The following is an 18986-nucleotide window of genomic DNA, read 5'->3' as shown; positions in this document are numbered from 1 at the left end:
GAACTGATGCTGTAGCTCACCACATCACCCGCATCTTCATCGGTGGCGGTCACGGTACCTATCACATAGGCGTCAGAAGAATTTTCGTTGTAGGTGAACGAATAACCACCTTCAGGTTGATCAAACTCAGGGGCTTCGTTGAGATCCAACTCATTTAAAGTAACTAAAACTTGGGAGATGTTAGTACCATCGCTGGCCTGTACGACAATGTCGTGGCTATTTAAGCTACCTTCATCTTCAAAATCATTGGTGAAGGCGGCAGCCCCTGCTTCCGTCAGTGATATTTCCCCTGTATCCGAATCAATGGCAAAGTAATCGGCTAGTGGGTCACCATCTTCAAACACCAAAGAATATGTGACACTGTCACCCTCAAGATCCGTCGCAGAAACGGTTCCGATTACCGTACCTGGTTCTGAGTTTTCATCATAAGAGAAATCGTAACTCTCTGCGTCAAACACTGGCGCTTCAAGTTCAATAACAAGCTGTGCCGCAACAATATCCAACAAGGCAAGACTTTGCGTTTCAGACAAACCTTGAGACTCCAATCCTGAAGTATCAAATTGAGTTTCTGCTAATGTTTCGGTACCAGTACGGTCGATATCTCCCGAACCAGTGAGGCTTGAGCCATCCTGTCCTCCGGCGGCGGTCGCGAAATCGTCGTTCTGAGTTGGATCGACACCTTGCTCAATCTGCTCAATAATCGAAGCGATTTCATTATCTAGGTTGAGTTCGAGGTTTCCCCCTTCTCCGATTAACTGTGCCTCAATCCCAGTCGGTGAATCAGCATTGGCTGTAGCGTCTTGTCCCAAGACTACTATCACTTCACCGGGTGCCGGAACTTCGCCTGGTAACAACTCTCGGATATCACCATTTACGTCAATCACAACAGTTGTGCTGGCAAGTATAAACGGCGCTAAGCTCTTCGCATTCATAAGCAGGTTCCCCATACAAACGGTATGCGATCCCCACCTCTCCACCATTGTGAAGATACAAATTACGCATACCTCTACACCTTAAAAACTAGCTCCGAAGCTACTGACATTCTAGTTAATAGCAACAAAGTACTAACGAAAGTTACTAAGTCATTAATATTAGGTCTCATTTTTATGACGCAAAAATTCTCAAATAAGAGATATATCAACTAAGCTTTTGATACTCGCCACAGGCTAAACACACGCTTAAAAAGTGCCGCAAACATAGCACTGATTAAGGAGGCTACCTTGAACTGGAAAAAGTCACTCATTGCAAGTGGTGTACTGCTAGCTTGCCTATCGGTACAAGCACAGACACTTGAGCAAGCGGTCGCAATTACTCTTGCAACCAACCCTGAAATAAAAAGCACCTTCAACGAGTTCCAAAGTGCAGTCAAGCAAGCAGATGCATCAACAGGTGCCTATCTGCCAAGCTTAGATTTGGACGCTGGCATTGGTTATGAAGGCATTAATCCCGCTGAGTCGACCGGACGATCGGACACCGATCTGACAAGAAAAGAAGCAAGTATTAGTCTGACCCAATTGCTATGGGACGGTAATGCAACTTTAAATGATATGGATAGAACTGCAGCAGACGCTGAATCTATCCGCTATCAACTTATTGCTGATGCTTCCGATATAGCACTTCGGGTGACACAAGTTTATCTGGATGCAGTAAAGGCAACAGAGGTGCTTGCCCTATCCGAAAGTAACCTTGCGGTTCATAAAGAGATCTATCGTGACATATCACGCCGCGCGAGTTCAGGGATCGGCTCTACAGCCGATGTTTCACAAGTAGAAGCTCGGCTCGCCAAAGCACACGGCAATCTATTGGCAGCACAAAACAACCTCATCGACACACACACTCAATTCCGTCGCATAGTTGGACAAGAGCCATTAGGTCTGATTTACCCGCGAGCTGACGAATCCAAGCTGCCATTGTCGTTAACGGACGCTCTTGTCGAAGCCTTTGATAAACACCCAGTTATCAAAGTGTCTCAAGTTGACGTCGATTCTGCTCGTTTCCAATACAAGCAGTCTAAAGGTAACTACTTCCCCACACTTTCGATTGAAGCAAGCCAAACATGGCGAGACGATGCCGGCGGTGATCGAGGCAGCAGTGATGAAACACTTGCGATGCTCCGCATGCGTTACAACCTTTATAACGGCGGATCTGACCGTGATTTGTCGGAACGAGCAGCATTCCAACTCAACCAAGCTAAAGATTTGCGCGATAATGCATATCGCCAAGTTGAGGAAAGCCTTCGCCTATCTTGGAGTGCACTAGATTTAACACTGCAACAGAAAAACTTCTTAGCCGACCACGTTGATTCTGCATCAGAGACTGTTATTGCCTATAAAAAGCAGTATCAGATTGGCCAACGAACCTTACTTGACCTACTCAACACAGAAAATGAACTGTTTGAAGCGCGTAAGGACTACCTTGATGCACACTATGCAGAACAATACGCCAAGTACCGCGTTATGAATGCAACTGGCAATCTGTTAGATGCGTTATTGGTCGATACCCCTGAGGCTTGGACTAAGCGAGTGGAGTACTAAGTATGATGAACAAACACCTAATCCCTCTCACTTTACTGTTTATCGTTCCATTCAGTGCAGCCAATGCAGAGGACGAATACGACTACATCGAAACGCCTATCGCCAATCAAATATCAGACCTGACTGACGATGATAAAGATGGTGTGGTGAATGCACGTGATATATGCCCTGGCACACCCGTTGGCGCCATGGTAGATAATGATGGCTGTGGCGCAGCGATTGTAGAACAAGAACAGCGACAACTCAGAATTTTGTTCGCCAACGACTCTTATGAAATCAACCCTATCTTCTCCGATCAGATCCAGACTATGGCGGAATTTCTTGATAGCTACCAATCTGCGTCAATTCAGATTCAAGGCTATGCCAGTAAAGTGGGTGATCCCAACTATAACCTTGAGCTATCAAAAAAACGGGCTCACGCCGTTGAAGACGAACTACTTTCGTATGAAGTGGATCCAAAGCGCGTCACCATCGTCGGTTACGGTGAGTCGCGTCTAGAAGCAGAAGGCGATGACGAAACCTCTCATGCTTTAAATCGTCGCGTAACCGCAACGGTGGTAGGCCTGAAAGAAGAAGTTGTTGAAGAGTGGACTATTTTCACCATCATTGAAAAGTAGCCCAAACAAAAATCCATAGGTAAAAAAACGCCCCGTCTCTACGGGGCGTTTCTAATACTAATGCTGTCTGTTTTGAATTAGTGCTGAGAGTTCACTTGCTCACTACCCTCAACACTAGCGGCCTTCTTTGGCAACGACACGTGTAGTAGGAAGTAACCCAATACAGCTGCTGTCGTTGAGCCCATTAGGATACCCAAGCGAGCGTAGGTATCAAACTCAGCGTTAACAGAGCCAAATGCCAGTGAAGAGATGAAGATCGACATGGTGAAACCGATACCACACAACACAGACACAGCGAAGATATGCACAAAGTTAATACCTTCAGGCAGTTTCGCAATACCTGATTTCACTGCTAACCAGCTGAACGAGAAGATACCTAGAGGTTTACCAATCAATAGACCAAGCGCGATACCCAGAGGAAGCATGGATGTCAGACCGTCTAACGACACACCTTCCAACGAGATGCCTGCGTTTGCAAAAGCAAACAGTGGTAGGATACCAAACGCAACGTAAGGGTGAAGCGCATGTTCCATATGTATCAGTGGCGAGTGCTCTCCTTTCTTACCTTGTAGAGGAATCGCAAAACCGAGCACAACACCTGCAAGCGTAGCGTGGACACCTGACTTCAACACCGCAAACCACAAGATAGCACCCACAATCATATAAGGTGTTAGCTTAGTCACTTTCTTAGAGTTCAAGATAAACAGTGCCGCTGTCATTGCGAAGCCAACCGCCAGCGCTGAAGTAGAGAGATCACCCGTATAAAATAGCGCGATGATCACAACAACACCGAGGTCATCAATAATAGCCAGCGCAAGCAAGAAAACTTTCAGACTCACTGGTACACGCTTGCCGAGCAGCGCCATGATACCTAAAGCAAACGCAATATCCGTCGCGGCTGGAATCGCCCAGCCTTGAACAGCTTGTGCATCACCATAGTTAAACAGAATGTAAACCAAAGCTGGAGCCAGCATACCGCCAACGGCTGCGATTGCAGGGAAGATAGCTGTTTCTTTTGATTTAAGAGCGCCTTCAAGTAGCTCTCGTTTTACTTCCAAACCGATTAGCAAGAAAAAGACAGCCATCAAGCCATCGTTGATCCAATGCGACACAGACATACCAAATACGTAGGTATGAAGAAAACCTTGGTATGCATCATTCAACGATGTATTTGCGATTGTCATAGCAACTGCAGCCGCAATTACCAGCAGAATGCCCCCGGCAGACTCCATTTTGAAGAAATCGCGAATCATGTCATTCATTATATTGCCCTTATATTTATTATGTTAATAAGCGATTAACAAAGAATACAGTTGAGTTTATAGAGTTCGCCAACACAGTAAAAATCGCTTCTTTAGAGTAAATGATTCGGTTTTTCCGATGAAAACCGTTCGAATGCCATTTATTTTCCTTAGTTAATTATAGGCAAAATCAACGCTTTTCCATATAAAAACGCAAAAGCCACTTCATATTATAAGAGAAGTGGCTCTGGTACGATTGAAACACAACAGTTTGTACACCCATCAAAGTCGAGGTTAGTAGCCGGTAAGTTGCATAAACCCCTTGGCTTTGTGACTTCCCGTTGTGGTAATTGGCCCTTCCCAATATGGCAAAACAAAAGGAAGCCACAAGTTGGAGTTCAATACTTGGGTATTTAATCGGATTCCATAATCAGGGACATTGATTGCCCATTGCATAGGAATCGATCTTCCATTGTTGAAATCGGCGGACAGCACGGGCGTGATATCGATTTGATCATTGGTGAGCGTAACGACTTTGCCATCATTGGTTGATAGCGTGCCGAACAAATAAGGCAGCTGCTGATCATGACGATAGCGACTAACCGACAAGGTAGTCTCATCATCAAGCTGGAACACAAACCAATCCCAGCCTTGTTGCCCTTCGGCTAGCAAACCACTTCCCCACTCTTTGCTCATCCAGCCTTTGCCTTCGACTGGCACAACCTTGTTTCCGCCAAGATCCAACAGGCCTTTAACGTTCAAAAAAGGGGCTGTTATATTGTGAGAGGCGATGGGCAACAAATCGTGTTTAACAACGTAACCACGTTCTCCGGGAATGACAAACGGCCCGCGCGTCGACGTGGTGAGGCGAAGACCAAAAGTATCCGTCTGAGCGTCCAATAGCCCAGGGAAAGGTGTCTGTCCCAAAGAGCGCCAGAACCAGTTATCAATCCATAGTTTGAATGGTTTGACCGTCATGCCGGCTTGTCCGATCCCACCCCGTGCGACTCGCTGCTCACGCCAGACACGGTGCTTATCAGAAATAACAACATGAGAAATATAGAGTTGAGGGCTTTGCCAACCTGATAAGTTACTGTCGCTGTTCGCGATACGGAAGTAACTCCATTGGACACCGTATTGGTTGCCTCTTTTATCAACGACATTGGCAAAGAAGTGCCACCATCCATGCTGATATTGGTTGTGAAACGCGAAGTCTTCAGGCAACACCACAGGATTGTCAGGCAGCACTGGTTCAAACACTTTATCCGCTTGAGAGCGGAACATCGCGTTCATTCCATTGTGGTTGTCGACGCTGTCGAGTTGGTTCGAGTGATGAAAATAAAGTGCTGAAATTATACCTGCCGCAATAGCGATAATTGCTATGATCACGAGAGTGAATTTCGAACTCTTCATTTACAACGCATCCCTTAATGACTTCATCGGCGTATTTCTCACCATCCGTAGAACAGGCAACGCACCAGCCAACATCAAAGAGAGCATAGCAAGCGACGCAGTCTGAAGATATTCGGTTGGTATGAATTGTAGTTCCAGAGTCCAACCAAATGACTGTTTAATGATGATATCCACCACAAGGCGTGCCAAAGCAAGCCCCAACGGCATGGCAATCAACATCGAGATAGCACCGAAAACAAACAGCTGCAAACTGCCCATTAAGATCAGCTCTCGTCCCGACATACCGACACAGCGAAGCAACGCTATGTGTTTCTGACGAGAAACCTCCCCCGCGACTGTCGCGAAGAAAATACCAAACACCGCTATGACCAACGTAATATTGCCCAACGTATCCGCAATGGAGAAAGTACGGTCAAACACGCGCAGTGCATGTTTGTGAATATCACTATTATCAAACACTCGCTCAGAATCAAGCCTAAACACCGCCTCGAGACGGCGTTTCAAACCAATCGGATTGACATCCTCCTTGAGCACAGTGCCCAAAGCGACCATACCACTTCCAGCAAAAGCGTAAAGCCAATTTCGATGGGACAAGAGCACTTGGTTATACGGGTTGCCATAGTCATAATAGACCCCAACAACTTGCCAACCTTGCCCTAGTTTTCCATCAAGATCGATGTAATCTCCGGGACGAATCCCGAGCTTAAGTGCCATCGATTCACTCACCATGACACCCTTAGAGTGGTGGAGATGATACCAATAGTCAGGAATACCAAGCTTGACCGTCAGAGCGCCTAACTCACCTTCAGACGGTCCGGAACTCACCACTTGCAGTGCACCATAAGAGGTAGAGACCTCTTTTTCCCATCGCCACCAAACCGACTCAACCTCTGGCTGTTTAGCTAACCAACCACTCATTCGAGCCGCGGTACTGGTATTCGGATAGATGTAGAGATCTGCCGCTAAACGCTGACTTAGCCATTTATCCGTGGTATCCCTAAAACTGCCGACCATCGTTTCAATACCGATATTGGCCGCCATCGCAAGCATAAAGGCCATTGTAGCGACACCTCGATAGCTCATACTTGCAGCCGCATCGGCGAAGAACCAGCGCACTTTTACCCAGCGAAGTGAATATGAAAGGCTTTCGAACACTCGCCAAATAATATAAGGCGTGAACAGTGCGACACTTAACAGCATCAAAGCAATAATGGCAAAACCCGACTCTTGTGTCTGCGGAGCCTGATAAATCGCAATCGCGGCCACACAGAATGCACATGCCAGCAATGCTTGAATAGTGAACTCTGCACCAGTAAAGCGAACCAGTGACAATCGCGTGGTAAGACGAACAGGCTGAGAACGCAGCAAACGCACCAAAGGCCACGCACAGGCGACAATGGCACCTGCGGCCGAAAGATACAAACTGTAAAGACTCGCTTGCCAGTTCCAGCTAATCGCCAAACCAACGTTAGCATCGTAAAGATCGCTTAAACTTGCTGACACTGTTGGAATCAGTTGGTTTGCTAACAGCATGCCCAGCAAGTTGCCGCACAACCAACTCACCAAGACCAATGCAAGCAGCTCCAGCAACAAGGCCTGCGCAAGTTGCCAGCCTGATACGCCAGTCTGGCGCAAGATACCCACTAGTCGTTGGCGCTGAGTGAGAGACAGCGACATTGCCTGATAGAAGATAAACAGACCGACTAAAAAAGCCAACATCCCCATCGCACTCAAATTCATGTGGAACGCTTGCGTCAGCGATTCTAGTTCTGCACGCGAGCTGCGGTTCAACTCCATGCCATTAGGTAGAATAGATTTTAGCTTCGCCAGTTTTTCAGGTGGCATATCACCACAAGCAATCACGGAGATACCAGAGCTGCGCGCTAATGTTCTCAGTAGCGAGATATCGGCTAGAATACGAGTCGCATTTAGCTTCCCTTCTTGGTCGACCATAATCGGACCAAGCGTACTACCGTTATCTAACTGAATGACATCGTTGTCTTGCCACTTCATTCGAGCAGCCAGATCCGAACTGACAAGGATTGGATAAGGGGGATGCATCAAAGCGAGTGTTGATTGATCTTCGAGCAATACGCCAGGTTGAAAACGCAGCATTGCCACAGGGTCGATACCAATCAGCATCAAATCAACACCGCTCGCGGTATCAACTCTTAAACTTTCAAACGGTGCACATTGATGGAATCCATCACGACGCAGCTGGATGTAAAATCCTTGAGGGATCTTGCTTGTGGCATGCTTAGGACGAACACGATATGGAAGAGGGTTGGAAAATAGCTTTTCACCATGCTCATAACTTTGACGAGCATGGCTATTAATCGCCGTCACACCAACTAAGAGTGATACACCAAGAGTAAGACCGAGCCAGACGAGAAGGATTTGAAAAGGATAACGCCTGTAGTGGCCCAGTAGTGCTTTAACTACGGGCCATAACATGCAACTGCCCTCCTTGGAGCCTTATCCTGCCTTCCATATGTTCCGCAACGCGTTCACTGTGCGTAACTAACAATAAAGTACAGTCAAGCTGCCTGGTTAAGCTCGTTAACAGACGCATCACCGCTTCTGCATTTCGCTCATCAAGACTTCCCGTAGGTTCATCAGCAAGAAGAATCTTGGGTTCCATATATAACGCACGAGCAATCGCAGCACGCTGTTGCTGACCACCTGATACCTCTTCAGGATAGCGACCTAATAGCGGCATTAAATCCAAAGCAGAGAGAATTTGACGCCATAGTCCCTGATCTTCAGGCAAGCCTTTTAGCTGGCGACAGAAACGGATGTTATCCGCGACATTCAGAGTCGGAAGAAGGTTAAACTGCTGAAAGATAAGGCCAATGTTATTACGACGATAAGCGGTGCGCTTGGTCTCTGCGACAGAGTTCATCGCAAAATTGGGGAAAAGAACTTCACCAGAATCAACGGTATCAAGGCCTGCTATCAGGTTGAGTAAAGTGCTCTTTCCAGAACCACTTTCGCCCATCAGAGCAACCTGCTCCCCTTGTTTCAATGACAACTCAGCACCTTGTAAAACAGGGTGAAATTCACCACCGTCTAAGTAGCCCTTACATAGGTCTGTCAGTTGTAACATCGATTCTCTCGTTAACCTTACAAATAGGAATGTGAATCTACACTAAATCGACCCATCTAGGAAGTAATTTGGATACTAGATCACAAGATATGCATCTATACACATCAAATAGACGCTCAATATCTAATTTTCGATCAAATTTCGTATCCACTTGCGTGTACTCATCCTAAACAGCGAACCAAACCATTTAATCAGTTCTTCGGTCAAAAACAGCAAATAGATCCACTCTGGCGGCCAGCCTAAGACAATCGCCGCAAACGCAGCAAGAGGAATACCAATAAGCCATTGAGCAACCAGATCTTGGTAGAGGCAGAACTTAACGTCACCCCCTGCACGCAACACACCTACGATGGTCATCATCGGCACAGAGCGAAGTACGATACCAACACTCAATACAAGCATAAACTTTTCCGCCAAAGCGCGGGTTTCGGCAGACAACGCACTAAAACCATCAAGCACAGAGCTTTGGACAAAGAACAGCAAAATCGCAACCACAACACCAACAAGCAAGCTGAGTAGCGTAACACCAAGAGCTTGATAATAAACCGCATCATAATTCTTAGCGCCAATCTGATTACCCACCAACACCGCTGCGGCATTCGACATTCCTATTAGCAATGCTAAGGCGATAGATTCAACAGGCGTCATCACTGATAACGCAGCCAAACCTTGAACACCGGATTGTCCCATAATGGCGTGATAAGCAAACAAACCACCAGCCCATGCCAAGAAGTTAAAAGTGGTTGGCAGAGACAGTTTCAAGAACTTGATGACTCTATTCCACTCAATGACTCGCCGAATATCATCAACTCCAAACGCCAGCAAATGCTGCTTAACATGCAGGTAGCAAAATAGCGTGAGCACCTCTATCGCGCCGCTCATCACCGTTGCTATCGCCGCCCCTTTGATCCCCATAGCAGGCATACCAAATTTACCAAAAATCAGTACCCAGTTGAGAAAGATGTTGGACACAATACCAATGCCACTAAAAAAGGTGCTGATGCCTGGCTTATGCATCGCTCGCAAGCCCACCGACATACTGGCAACACAAGCGACTGCGAACATGGTGACTGACGTGATGACCAGATAGTCGCTACCGAGTTGATTGACCTCTGGATCATTGGTTGCTAGCCCCATGATCTGGCTTGGGAAAAGAACAAATAGCAGAGCAGTCAGCGCAGCAAATAGCGTACAAACCAACCAAGTTAAAGCGGTACTTTCACGCACCCCTTGTCGATCACCTGCCCCCCAATATTGTGCTGTCAGCAAGGCCCCACCTGTGGTCACACCGACTAACATAATGGTGGTAACAAACGTTGCCCTAGCAGCGACACCGACCGCCGCAATTTCTGCTTCGCCTAATTGGCCTAACATCAGAACATCGACCAAACTACGGCTTGAGAACATGATACTTTGCAGCGTGATAGGTAGAGCGATAGCAATCAGACGGCGGATAAAGTCACCACGGGTATGGTGCATGATTTGAGAAAGCATAGACAAACGCCCACCTTGAGCTGCAACAGCATGAAAATAGAGAAAAAAATACTTGGTTATTATATGATCGGCTTAAATATGAAACCATAAAAATATCAGGGAAAATAAATGAAGAAAGTGCTGGTATTGGGGGCGTCAGGATACGTGGGTTCTCAACTCCTAGAACAGCTCTGCCAACGTGGTTATCTCGTTACAGCTGCGGCTCGACAAATCGAGTATCTTCGTGCGCGCGTGGCACCTCATCCCAATCTAACCCTGCGCTATCTTGATCTTGCCGACCAAGCGGCAACCATGGAGCTTGTGCCTCACTTTGATCTTGTCTATTTTCTAGTCCACGGTATGGCTCACGGCCATGATTTCCTTGATTACGAAATCTCGCTGGCGGAGAACTTTAAAGCCGCCCTAGCCCACAGTAAGGTTCAACACGTCATCTATCTGAGTGCGATTCAACCTCAGACTGGCAATTCAAAACATCTGCAAGCGCGGCGAATGACGGGGGATATTATCCGTTCCTCTGGCGTTCCTATCACTGAGTTACGCGCTGGAGTGATTATTGGCCCAGGTTCTGCTGCTTTTGAAATCATGCGCGATTTTGTCTACAACATGCCATTGTTGATCACCCCTAAGTGGGTCGATTCACGCGCGAACCCAATTGCACTAGAAAATCTCAATCACTATCTGTTAGCCGTCGCGTTAGAGCCACCAACAGAACACCAGTTGTTCGAAGTAGGCGGGCCCGACACTCTCAGTTATCGCGAACAGTTTAAAGTCATTGCGCAGGCAATCCACAAACCAATATCGATATGGTCGACCTCTTTGTTGACCCCAAAGATGGCATCACATTGGCTTGGCATAATCACGTCTGTCCCTTCAAGTATCGGTGCAGCACTGCTATCTGGGTTAGAACATGATTTTATTGCTGACTCAACAGCTATTAGGCAGCGCTACCCTCAGCAACTCGTGAGCTTTTCTGACATGGTCAAAAACAGCATAGAGCGTGAAGGGACTTTCGTTCGTAGTAATGTTTGGGGATTTGACCCTGCGGTTCTCTCACGTTGGCAACCCGGATTTGGTTATTACCCTAAACAGACCGGAGCCAGTATTGAGACCGAGCTAAGTTCCGAGCAACTTTGGCAACTGGTCAAACAGATTGGTAGCAGGCAACAAGGGTACTTTTTCGCCAACAGTTTGTGGCGCACGCGAGAATGGCTTGATATTTTTTTCGGTGGTGGCCGCCCTATCAGACGCTCCCCGCCGGGGCCGCAATTGCAAGTAGGCGACTTTATTGATTCATGGAAGGTCATCCGCTGTGAAGAACAGCAGTTCATCTCTTTACTGTTTGGTATGAAAGGGCCTGGGCTTGGTCGATTAGAATTTGCGATTGAGGATGTAGGCCAGTTCAGGCGTTTAACCGTAACGGCATGGTGGCACCCCCAAGGCTTTAGAGGGCTTCTTTACTGGTTCGCGATGATGCCAGCGCACATGTTTATTTTTAAAGGAATGGTCAAAGCCATTGTTCGAAAAGCAAAAGAGCTTCCACTCTCGTAGAAGCTCTTTTCGATTACTGCTCGATAACTATACCGTCAAACTCAGAGGTATTTCTGCAAGCTGATTGCCTCTATTGGCCGGGAAAATCAAATATTCACCGTGGTATTTCACGTTTGATTTATAGTCGGTAACTTTGTGTACCATAAAGCCTGCTGCGGATGCTTTCTCAACAAAATCCGCATGATGACCACGTACAAACCAACTCATTGGTTTCACTAGCTCTTCGCCATCAAAACAGTTATCACACTGATCGGAACAAAGCGCCAATGAGTTTGGACCTTCAGTGAAGATTTGAACTTTACCGCAATTAACTAGTGGTTCTGAGGTCGAGATCTCCCATCCTTGCTGCTCCATTGCATCAAGAAACGCATCAATCTCTTTGTCTTTAATCACGCGTTCATCTTCACCTTGTGGGAAAAACTGCGCATAAAACTTTGAGATTCGCTGGAAAGTCTGCATCAAACTCGCTTGATTACCTTTCGAACGACCGCTTTTTTGCCAATGAGTCAGGTCATCGACCACAATACGTGGGTACTGCTGCGATTTTAGCGCTTTGGTCACCCAACGAACCAAATAAAGATTGTTTGCGACTGGTCCATTCACCAGCTTACCCGCTTTGTGCTCTCGAGCAATGTCATCCAATGCCGCGTTCACTAATTTTTGTATTTCTACCGTATATTCAGACATTACGCCTTTCTTCCAAATACCCAATAACAGGTAGCCGAGATCACCGAGCACAAGCTCATCACCGTTATCATCGGCCAGGTTACGCCGCCGGGCAAAAATGCCACAACAGCACCAATAATAGACCCAGTTCCAAAACGTAGAGTCCCTGCCAACGAAGAAGCAGTGCCTGCCATCGTTGGATAACCACTCAATAATAGTCCCATGGTGTTACTGCCGATGGTCGACAATGTGCCGATGAACATCACCACAAACACCACCGTGCCCCATAGACCTGCGTCGAGCAACCATGTAACAAATAGACCAATACCCGCGATAAGTTGAACCAGTAAGCCAAAGCGCAACATATTGTGCGAGCCGACCTTTTTAACTAATCTGCCGTTAATGCTGGTCATAATGATCATTGCAACGATATTAAGCGCAAACAGATAACCAAACTGATCCGGTCTCACTCCATAAATATCAATATAGACAAACGAACCCGCGGTCAAAAATGCAAACATGCCTGCAAAAGAAAACGCGCCCGAGAAGATGAGACCCATCGCCACAGGATTTTGAAACAAACGTAAATAGTTGCGAAGTGTATTTCTGATCCGCAGCGGTTGCTTGTTTTCTGCACTTAAAGTTTCAGGAATCTTCCACAATACAAGGGCGATAACAACCAAGGAAAATGCCGCAAGAATCCAGAAAATCGCTCTCCAACCGAACCAAACCGCAACATATCCGCCAATCATAGGCGCAATCAGCGGAGCAACCGTCATAACCAATGTGACAAATGACATCGCTCGAGTGAAATCTTCTCGGTCAAACATATCTCGAACAACCGCTTGGATAATCACGGCGGCCGCTGCACCAGCAAAACCTTGAGCGGCGCGAACCCAAGTCAAGGCATCAATGCCATGGGTTGTTGCACTGACTACCGATGCTAAACCGAAAAACAGCACACCCAGTAGCAAGACTGGTCTGCGTCCATAGCTGTCTGCTAATGGACCATGAATTAACTGACCAATGGCGAAGCCTGCGGTATAGGCAGTCAAGGTAACTTGTACTGAACCCTCACTAACACCAAGATCGCGGGCGATGGTTGGCATGGCAGGCAAGTACATATCAATAGCTAAAGGGGTCAGAGCACCAATCGCACCCAGCACTAAAAATAGTAGAAAACTGATATGTGGAGTATTGGATTGCGCTAAGGATTTTTCAGACATAAGTCTCCTACTCGGCGGCGTATAAGATGCAGCCTCCGTGCTGCAACCAAACAGTATGTATAAACATCTACGATGTCGTGATCCGATCTATCCTCAATCAAATCCGGATAAAAGACTAGTTCCAATTCGGAAACAAAGCATTTCCCAAACTATCTATTAATTCCAGACAGAATCAATTTCTTCTTCAGTCAGATAACGATATTCGCCCGGTTCCAAGGTGTCACACAACTCGATTTCACCAATGCGTTCGCGGTGCAGATGTTCTACTTTATTTCCCAGAGCGGCAAACATACGCTTAACTTGGTGATACTTGCCTTCCGTGATCGTCAGTAATACTTCATTTTCTTCCGCATTCACCACTTCTAGGCTGGCAGGAAGCGTCAGCTCTTTCTCATTGCGCAACTGAATACCGGCCGCAAACTTGTCTGCGTAGTCCTCTTGCACAGGATCCGCCAACCATACACGATAGGTTTTCGCACACTTATGCTTTGGAGACGTAATTCGGTGCGACCACTGACCATCATCAGTAATCAACACTAGACCTGTGGTATCCACGTCGAGGCGACCTGCAAAGTGAAGATCTTCAATTTTCACTTCGTCCAGCAACACAAATGCTGTTTGATTGAATCCATCTTCATGCGAGCAAACAAAACCATCAGGTTTGAACAGCATGATATAACGTGGGCCGGGTTTATGTATTTCTCTACCCTGCCACTCAACCGTACAATCTTCAGTGATCTTAACTGCACCACTTTTCTGCACGACGTCGTTAACTGTTACATCGCCACTTTTAATGATTTTTGTTGCTTCTTTACGTGTTGCACCTAATGCATCACATAGATATTTATCTAAACGCATGAATACCTCATCTCAGTCAGGTGGGGTATTATAGTGCGACTAAACTAAATAGTTGAGCTATTTCACACATTTTATGTATACACTCCGCCCTTACCAGTCTGATTCGGTAAAAGCCGTAATCCATCACTTTCGTCAACACTCAACACCGGCTGTTTTGGTACTGCCTACTGGTGCCGGAAAAAGCTTAGTTATCGCTGAATTAGCGAGGCTGGCAAAAGGCAGAGTTTTGGTACTTGCCCACGTCAAAGAGTTGGTCGAACAAAACCACGAGAAGTACGAAGGATACGGACTCAAAGGCTCAATCTATTCAGCAGGTTTAGGGCGTAAAGAGACAGACCAACAAGTGGTCTTCGCATCGGTTCAATCTGTGGTACGTAATCTCGATCAGTTTGAAAATCAATTTTCACTCTTAGTCATCGACGAGTGCCACCGAGTACCCGACGATAAGAACACCAGCTATCAAAAAGTCATTACCCATTTACGAAACCTAAACCCTGGTATTAAGGTTCTCGGGCTCACCGCAACACCCTATCGACTTGGAATGGGCTGGATTTATCAATATCACTCTCGTGGTTTGGTGCGAAGTGAAGAACCGCGTTTCTTCCGCGACTGCATTTTCGAACTGCCCATTCGTTACTTACTTGATGAAAAGTTCCTCACTCCGGCAAGAATGATGGACGCACCAGTGCTGAGTTACGATTTCTCGCAGCTTAAACCAGCCAGTACAGGTCGTTATAAAGAGTCGGAAATGGATATGGTCATCGACAAAGCCAAGCGAGCCACCCCGCAAATTGTCGACCAAATCATTCATATGTCTCGCCAGAAACAGGGCATCATGATATTTGCTGCTACGGTTCGCCATGCTCAAGAAATATTTAGCTTACTTCCTCAAGGGGAAGCCGCCATCGTCATTGGCGATACCCCGACACCTGAACGTGACGCCATTATCAGCGCCTTCAAGCAGCGAAAAATCAAGTACTTGGTCAACGTGTCTGTATTGACGACGGGGTTTGACGCGCCGCACGTCGACCTTATTGCTATTTTACGCCCCACAGAATCGATCAGTCTCTATCAGCAAATCGTTGGTCGCGGACTACGCTTATCTCCGGGGAAAGATGAATGTCTGGTACTGGATTACGCAGGCAATAGTTACGACCTTTATCAGCCAGAAGTTGGCGATCCAAAGCCCGACTCAGACAGTGAAATCATTACCATCCCTTGCCCTGCCTGTGGTTTTAATAATAACTTTTGGGGCAAACTCGACAACAACGGATTTTTAATCGAACACTTTGGCCGTAAATGCCAAGGCTATTTTGAAGATGATGAAACGGGTGAGCGTGAACACTGCAACTATCGTTTTCGCGCCAAATACTGCGGTGAATGCGGGGCAGACAATGATATCGCCGCCCGAATTTGCCATGAATGTGACGCCACTCTGGTTGATCCAGATAAGAAACTAAAAGAAGCGTTAAACCTAAAAGATGCCTTAGTCTTCGAATGCCGTGAAATGACCCTCTCTGTCCACAAAGACGATAAAGGTAAAAGCAGTCTCAAGGTCGCTTATATCGGGGACAACCAAGCGCAAGTTAGTGAGTTCTGGTCACTCTCTACCAAACCGCAAAAGCAGCGTTTTCTTGATCAATTTGTTCGCCCGCATCTGGCAGACAAACATCGCCCCTTTGACGAGTCATCACCGACCAAAGTGGTCAACAATCAACATCGATTCCGCCCTCCTCAGTTTGTTATTGCCAGAAAATCCGGACGCTTCTGGAAGATGCGCGATAAGATTTTTGCTGACGAGTTAACTAACTAAATGCCATTCACTTGGTGTTCATAAACAAGTCCGTATACTGAGCGATAGAAAATGCGAGAAGGTATGATTATGTTTAAAAGTCCGATAGTTACGACGTCTGCCATCGTTGCCTGTGTGCTATTCTCATTACCAACAATGGCTAAAAAACATGACCAGCAAGATGGCCATGCTTTGGTTCAGGACGTACACAAGCCGGGAACTCGAATTGAGTTCGATGAGGATCAGGATGAAGTCTATGAAGCGGTCAAAAATGGCAACATTCGCCCTTTTTCAGAACTCTACGCGGCCGTTGAACGTGACTTAAACGGACGAATCATTCACGTTGAACTCGAAGAAGACGACGATATCTGGGTCTACGAACTCAAATTAAACCACGACAACAATATAATTAAAGTCGAGTACAACGCCAAAACTTTGGAAATGCTGCAAATCAAAGGCAGAAACATTAAACAAGCACTAAAAAACTAAGAAGAACTGAATATGAAAATTCTTGTTGTTGAAGATGAACCACGCCTTGGTGAACAAATTGTAGAGTCATTAGAGAAAACCGGCTGGGTGCCAGAACTTTCACAAGATGGTATTGATGCCCTCTATCGCGCGACCTCTGAAGAGTGGGATGTCATCGTGCTTGACCTTGGTTTACCTAAATTAGATGGTCTAACCGTTTTGAAAGGCATTCGAGACGAGAACATCAACACGCCAGTGGTGATTCTTAGTGCGCGTGACACCCTGACGCAACGCGTAGAAGGACTCAATGCCGGAGCCGACGACTACCTGACTAAACCCTTTGAAATGGTCGAACTGACCGCTCGCATACGTGCGCAGTTGCGCCGCGCTTCAGGCAACGCATCTCCTGTGATGCAAATCGGTAACCTCAGCCTCGATACGCGTACATCCAAAGTCATGTGGCAAGGTCAAGCGATTAGCCTCACTGCGCTGGAATATAAAGTCGTCGCCTACTTTATGCATAATCCCGAAAAGGTTATTTCGCGCACCGAACTGGTTGAACATATCTACAAACAAGACTTTGACCGTGATTCAAACACCATTGAAGTTTTCATTGGCCGTATCCGCAAAAAAATCGCACCAAAAGTGATTAAAACCGTTCGTGGCCTAGGGTATCAACTGAATGCCGAGTAACAAACGAACGCTGCTTAAACGACTGAGCCTTAAAAGCCGCCTCGTCCTTGCGGCCGTAGTCTGGCTAACAGCGATGATTATTGCAGTTGGTGTCAGCGTACCCAATCAAGTATTCAACTACATGGTTGATGACACCAAATCACAGCTCACCATCTATATGGATGAGATCTCAGCATCGCTTGAAGCCGATAAAACCGGCAACCTTACCCTCACGAGCGCACTCTCAGATCCACGTTTCAATCGTCCCTATAGTGGACTTTACTGGTCAGCTAAAACAGACAAGGAACTGCTTCGTTCACGCTCTCTGTGGGATAAAAAAATCACATCGGAGAAGAAAGAAAAAGAGTATTTTGGCGCACGAAACGAGAAGCTGATTTACATAAAAACCACCCTTTACTACCCAGACTATGACGGCCCAATCGAAGTGATTATCGGCATCGATGAACAACCTATCGAAGATACCGTCGGCAGCCTTATGAGCCAATTGTGGATTATTCTTGCCCTGCTCTATTTTGGCGTTCTGGCGGTCATTTTCTTGCAGGTTCAATGGTCACTCAGTCCGTTGACGAAAATGCACAAAGAACTCTCTCAGTTACGTTCTGGTGAAAAGACTCAGCTAGATCAAGACTACCCCAAAGAAGTCGCTCCGGTTGTGGCTGATCTCAATGCGCTGGTGTTCCACTACCAAGAGCTACTTGAACGCGCTCGACACCATGCTGGAAATCTATCTCATGCGTTAAAAACGCCTTTGTCGGTGTTAAAAAACGAAATCGCGGCGCTTGATCAAGAAACCCAGCGCTACCTACAACCCCCCGTCGAGCAGATTCAAAGCCAAATTGACTACCACCTTGGCCGTGCTCGTATGGCTGGCTCAAAGAATATTCTTTCGGTTCGAGCGAATCCTTCCCAAAGAGTTGATGCGATTTCGATGGCGTTCGATAAAGTCTATGCAGAGCGTGGCGTGACGCTTATCAACGAACTTGATTCCGATATTCAAGTGGCGGTTGATAAAACAGACTTAGATGAAATGGTCGGTAACTTGCTCGAAAATGCGTACAAATGGTCAGAAAGCATCATCCGTGTGCATTCCGAGACCTTAGCAGCTGATGACATCGCCATTATCATTGAAGACGATGGCCCTGGGATACCCGATGAAAAACTCAAACAGGCAATTGAACGTGGAGTACGCCTTGATGAGACAACGCCAGGTACCGGTTTAGGCTTAAATATCGTCAGTGAAATGGCACACAGCTACCGAGGGAAACTAACCCTGTCACGCAGTTCCATGGGGGGATTGAGAGCGGTGTTAACATTAAAGCTTTCATAATCA

Annotated in this window: 15 protein-coding genes and 1 pseudogene; 7 read left to right on the top strand and 9 right to left on the bottom strand. The window is 46.6% G+C overall.

The window, feature by feature from the left end; all coding sequences use genetic code 11:
- Positions 1-932 (bottom strand): annotated as a pseudogene (locus ACQEXT_RS19135) (cadherin repeat domain-containing protein); the annotation flags it as partial.
- Positions 933-1220: 288 nt separating this feature from the next.
- Here ACQEXT_RS19135 and ACQEXT_RS19130 point away from each other — a divergent pair.
- Positions 1221-2534 (top strand): TolC family outer membrane protein, encoded by a 1314-nt coding sequence (locus tag ACQEXT_RS19130; protein ID WP_426953226.1) that lies wholly within the window; start codon positions 1221-1223, stop codon positions 2532-2534.
- A 2-nt stretch (positions 2535-2536) separates the two neighbouring features.
- Positions 2537-3151, top strand: a complete 615-nt coding sequence (locus ACQEXT_RS19125) for an OmpA family protein (protein WP_138971993.1) — start codon at positions 2537-2539, stop codon at positions 3149-3151.
- A 77-nt stretch (positions 3152-3228) separates the two neighbouring features.
- Here ACQEXT_RS19125 and nhaA read toward each other — a convergent pair whose 3' ends face one another.
- The 5 genes from nhaA to ACQEXT_RS19100 all read right to left on the bottom strand — a co-directional run bounded on the left by nhaA (position 3229) and on the right by ACQEXT_RS19100 (position 10411).
- Entirely contained in the window at positions 3229-4413 is a 1185-nt protein-coding gene (nhaA, locus tag ACQEXT_RS19120) for a Na+/H+ antiporter NhaA (protein ID WP_426953225.1), read from the bottom strand.
- A 273-nt stretch (positions 4414-4686) separates the two neighbouring features.
- Positions 4687-5805 carry a lipocalin-like domain-containing protein gene (locus ACQEXT_RS19115; RefSeq protein WP_426953224.1) on the bottom strand — a complete coding sequence of 373 codons (1119 nt, stop codon included), beginning with the start codon at positions 5803-5805 and terminating at the stop codon, positions 4687-4689.
- Positions 5806-8259: an ABC transporter permease gene (locus ACQEXT_RS19110; RefSeq protein WP_426953223.1), complete on the bottom strand. Its 2454-nt coding sequence runs from the start codon at positions 8257-8259 to the stop codon at positions 5806-5808. It lies immediately after the preceding gene.
- The gene (locus tag ACQEXT_RS19105) at positions 8240-8911 is read right to left on the bottom strand and encodes an ABC transporter ATP-binding protein (protein ID WP_269376340.1); all 672 of its coding nucleotides are present in this window, start codon (positions 8909-8911) and stop codon (positions 8240-8242) included. Before ACQEXT_RS19105 ends, ACQEXT_RS19110 begins: the two co-directional genes overlap by 20 nt.
- Before the next feature lie 123 nt (positions 8912-9034).
- On the bottom strand, positions 9035-10411 hold the full coding sequence (locus ACQEXT_RS19100) for an MATE family efflux transporter (protein ID WP_426953222.1): 1377 nt from the start codon (positions 10409-10411) through the stop codon (positions 9035-9037).
- Positions 10412-10513: 102 nt separating this feature from the next.
- Here ACQEXT_RS19100 and ACQEXT_RS19095 point away from each other — a divergent pair, with 102 nt between their 5' ends.
- Positions 10514-11953, top strand: coding sequence for a DUF2867 domain-containing protein (locus ACQEXT_RS19095; protein WP_426953221.1), 1440 nt, complete (start codon positions 10514-10516; stop codon positions 11951-11953).
- 27 nt (positions 11954-11980) lie between these two features.
- On the opposite strand, the gene ACQEXT_RS19090 is transcribed toward ACQEXT_RS19095, so the two are convergent.
- The 3 genes from ACQEXT_RS19090 to rsuA all read right to left on the bottom strand — a co-directional run bounded on the left by ACQEXT_RS19090 (position 11981) and on the right by rsuA (position 14703).
- Positions 11981-12640: a DUF2913 family protein gene (locus ACQEXT_RS19090; protein ID WP_426953220.1), complete on the bottom strand. Its 660-nt coding sequence runs from the start codon at positions 12638-12640 to the stop codon at positions 11981-11983.
- Positions 12640-13845 carry a Bcr/CflA family multidrug efflux MFS transporter gene (locus tag ACQEXT_RS19085; RefSeq protein WP_426953219.1) on the bottom strand — a complete coding sequence of 402 codons (1206 nt, stop codon included), beginning with the start codon at positions 13843-13845 and terminating at the stop codon, positions 12640-12642. The genes ACQEXT_RS19090 and ACQEXT_RS19085 overlap by 1 nt, the downstream gene beginning before the upstream one ends.
- Before the next feature lie 156 nt (positions 13846-14001).
- Positions 14002-14703, bottom strand: coding sequence for a 16S rRNA pseudouridine(516) synthase RsuA (gene rsuA / locus ACQEXT_RS19080; protein WP_426953218.1), 702 nt, complete (start codon positions 14701-14703; stop codon positions 14002-14004).
- Positions 14704-14776: 73 nt separating this feature from the next.
- Here rsuA and ACQEXT_RS19075 point away from each other — a divergent pair, with 73 nt between their 5' ends.
- From ACQEXT_RS19075 to ACQEXT_RS19060, 4 genes are all read left to right on the top strand, one after another.
- Complete coding sequence (locus ACQEXT_RS19075; protein WP_331417164.1) at positions 14777-16516, top strand: DEAD/DEAH box helicase; 1740 nt, start codon at positions 14777-14779, stop codon at positions 16514-16516.
- Between the two features lie 69 nt (positions 16517-16585).
- A complete protein-coding gene (locus tag ACQEXT_RS19070) occupies positions 16586-16984 on the top strand; it encodes a PepSY domain-containing protein (RefSeq protein WP_426953217.1) in 399 nt (132 codons plus the stop codon).
- 12 nt (positions 16985-16996) lie between these two features.
- On the top strand, positions 16997-17656 hold the full coding sequence (locus ACQEXT_RS19065; RefSeq protein WP_138972005.1) for a response regulator transcription factor: 660 nt from the start codon (positions 16997-16999) through the stop codon (positions 17654-17656).
- A complete protein-coding gene (locus ACQEXT_RS19060) occupies positions 17646-18983 on the top strand; it encodes an ATP-binding protein (protein WP_426953216.1) in 1338 nt (445 codons plus the stop codon). The genes ACQEXT_RS19065 and ACQEXT_RS19060 overlap by 11 nt, the downstream gene beginning before the upstream one ends.
- Positions 18984-18986: the final 3 nt, after the last annotated feature.

The sequence above is a fragment of the Vibrio sp. TRT 29B02 genome (assembly GCF_050113655.1).
In the GTDB taxonomy this organism is placed as follows: Bacteria; Pseudomonadota; Gammaproteobacteria; order Enterobacterales; family Vibrionaceae; genus Vibrio.
This window is presented reverse-complemented; position numbering and strand designations above follow the sequence as displayed.

Excerpts from the sequence above, each read along its gene's own strand:
- ACQEXT_RS19125 (WP_138971993.1), top strand. The coding sequence starts at position 2,537 with ATGATGAACAAACACCTAATCCCTCTCACTTTACTGTTTATCGTTCCA.
- nhaA (WP_426953225.1), bottom strand. The coding sequence starts at position 4,413 with ATGAATGACATGATTCGCGATTTCTTCAAAATGGAGTCTGCCGGGGGC.
- ACQEXT_RS19115 (WP_426953224.1), bottom strand. The coding sequence starts at position 5,805 with ATGAAGAGTTCGAAATTCACTCTCGTGATCATAGCAATTATCGCTATT.
- ACQEXT_RS19110 (WP_426953223.1), bottom strand. The coding sequence starts at position 8,259 with ATGTTATGGCCCGTAGTTAAAGCACTACTGGGCCACTACAGGCGTTAT.
- ACQEXT_RS19105 (WP_269376340.1), bottom strand. The coding sequence starts at position 8,911 with ATGTTACAACTGACAGACCTATGTAAGGGCTACTTAGACGGTGGTGAA.
- ACQEXT_RS19095 (WP_426953221.1), top strand. The coding sequence starts at position 10,514 with ATGAAGAAAGTGCTGGTATTGGGGGCGTCAGGATACGTGGGTTCTCAA.
- ACQEXT_RS19090 (WP_426953220.1), bottom strand. The coding sequence starts at position 12,640 with ATGTCTGAATATACGGTAGAAATACAAAAATTAGTGAACGCGGCATTG.
- ACQEXT_RS19085 (WP_426953219.1), bottom strand. The coding sequence starts at position 13,845 with ATGTCTGAAAAATCCTTAGCGCAATCCAATACTCCACATATCAGTTTT.
- rsuA (WP_426953218.1), bottom strand. The coding sequence starts at position 14,703 with ATGCGTTTAGATAAATATCTATGTGATGCATTAGGTGCAACACGTAAA.
- ACQEXT_RS19075 (WP_331417164.1), top strand. The coding sequence starts at position 14,777 with ATGTATACACTCCGCCCTTACCAGTCTGATTCGGTAAAAGCCGTAATC.
- ACQEXT_RS19070 (WP_426953217.1), top strand. The coding sequence starts at position 16,586 with ATGTTTAAAAGTCCGATAGTTACGACGTCTGCCATCGTTGCCTGTGTG.
- ACQEXT_RS19065 (WP_138972005.1), top strand. The coding sequence starts at position 16,997 with ATGAAAATTCTTGTTGTTGAAGATGAACCACGCCTTGGTGAACAAATT.
- ACQEXT_RS19060 (WP_426953216.1), top strand. The coding sequence starts at position 17,646 with ATGCCGAGTAACAAACGAACGCTGCTTAAACGACTGAGCCTTAAAAGC.